This window comes from Terriglobus sp. YAF25, from assembly GCF_052113305.1.
Taxonomy (GTDB): Bacteria; Acidobacteriota; Terriglobia; order Terriglobales; family Acidobacteriaceae; genus Terriglobus.
Genome location: NZ_JBFRCY010000831.1, coordinates 1 through 1,849, shown reverse-complemented (window position 1 = coordinate 1,849; position 1,849 = coordinate 1). Strand labels below are relative to the sequence as shown.

Annotated in this window: 3 protein-coding genes; all 3 read left to right on the top strand. The window is 58.9% G+C overall.

The genetic code is table 11. The features are described from left to right. The coding region (locus tag AB4043_RS24265; protein ID WP_442308354.1) for a tetratricopeptide repeat protein at positions 1 to 514 on the top strand (514 nt) is incomplete at its 5' end. Positions 515 to 541: 27 nt separating this feature from the next. Beyond that, the gene (gene rnc / locus AB4043_RS24260; protein WP_442308353.1) at positions 542 to 1,303 is read left to right on the top strand and encodes a ribonuclease III; all 762 of its coding nucleotides are present in this window, start codon (positions 542 to 544) and stop codon (positions 1,301 to 1,303) included. Beyond that, positions 1,296 to 1,849 (top strand): signal peptidase I (gene lepB, locus AB4043_RS24255; RefSeq protein WP_442308352.1); only part of this gene is annotated, 554 nt, incomplete at its 3' end. The genes rnc and lepB, both read left to right, overlap by 8 nt.

Genomic DNA, 1,849 nt, shown 5'->3' with positions numbered 1-1,849 from the left:
GTTCTTTCCTGAAGGCACGCGTGAGTTCGTAGGCCGTACGCCGGTACGCCAGCCGAAGGGACTTGATCTCGCTGAGATCAAGCTGATGAAGGGTGATCGCGCAGGCGCCGACGAGATGGCGCAGAAGGCGCTGGCGGTGAATCCGAACGACCCGCAGGCGCACTATCTGAAGGCACGCATCGCAGTGCTGGACAATGATCCGGACTCGGCGCTCGACGAGTTCAACCAGGTGCTAAAGCTTTCCAAGGATCCACGCACGCTGGCCTGGACGCATATCTACCTGGGACGCATGTATGACACACAGCGTGAGCCGGACCGTCCTCGCGCCATCAGCGAGTACAAGGCAGCTCTCGCGGTCCGCGATGCTCGTCCGGACACCAAGCTTGCGGCTGAAGCTGGACTGAAAAAGCCCTTCGCAGCGCCGAAGCGGGAGCACGCCACCAGCGACGAAGAAGATAACGAGCCGATTGATCCCACCGGTAAGAAGGAAAAAGAGGCTTACCGGCCAAAGTAAGAGCGGCGAGCGAGACCAGGTCCCTGAATGCGAGCGAAAAAACAAAACGGCCCGGCGGAGCTCGATTCCCTGCTGATGACCCTGGGCCACAAGTTCCAACGTCCGAATCTGCTGGAAACGGCACTGACACRCAGCTCACTAGCTGCCGAAAGCTCCAGTGGCGCAACCGCCGGCAGAGACAATGAGCAGCTTGAGTTTGTAGGCGATGCCGTGCTGGGTCTGCTTGTCGCTGAAGCCCTGTATATACGTTTCCCTGCATTGACGGAGGGTGAGCTGACGCGCATGCGGGCTCTGCTGGTAAGCCGTTCGCATCTGGGTGAAGTGGCCGAAACCTTAACTCTTGGCAACTATCTTCGTCTGGGGCGAGGTGAAGAACAGAGTGGCGGCCGCCAGAAGCGTGCACTGCTCTCGAATGCACTGGAGGCAGTAATTGCCGCTATGTATCTGGACGGCGGATTGCCGCCGGCACGAGCGTTCGTCGAACAGCATGTCATTGCTCCGAAGATTGAAGAGCTGAGTATCGCTGTCACCGAGGGCGCGCGTTTCGGTGGGGCGATCGGGGACTATAAGAGTGCATTGCAGGAGTTTCTGCAGGCGCGAGGCAAAGGCCAGCCAAAGTACACGGTCGTAGAAGAGAGCGGACCCGATCATAAGAAGCGTTTTCGTGTGCAGGTGCAGCTACGGGAACAGACTGAAGCTCCTGCCGAGGCCGAAGGGCGCACGAAAAAGGAAGCACAGCAGGCTGCCGCACGGGTAGCCTATGAGAGATTGCTGGCCGCTGATGTCTGACCAGAAGGATGAGATCGTCGAAGCCACTGCCGAAGTCGTCGTCGTGCGGACGCCGGAAGAGACGGTTGTGCGGGAGACGGTCATCGTCACCCGGCGAGAGGTGCAGGCGAACGGCCCACTCGAGGCATTCACCAGCCTGCTGCCGATTATTACGGTAGCGATTTTCATCATCACCTTCTTAGCGCAGCCTTACCGGATTCCTTCCGGCTCGATGGAGAACACGCTTCTCGTCGGCGACTTTCTATTAGTGAATAAGCAGATCTATGCTCCCGGTGGAGCATGGCGCTGGCTGATGCCCTATCGCAATCCACGTCGCGGCGACATCATTGTCTTCCATAATCCGCTGGATGCAAATGATCACCTGGTGAAACGAACCATCGCGCAGCCGGGAGAGCGCATTCGCCTGCGGGGCGGACGTGTGCTGATCAACAGCCAGCCGATCGAAGAGCCGTATGCGATCTACATCCCGTCACGACCGGACCACTTCCGCGATAACTTTCCCACGCTGCATGATGCCGATCCGGAGATCGATGCACAGTGGTGGAT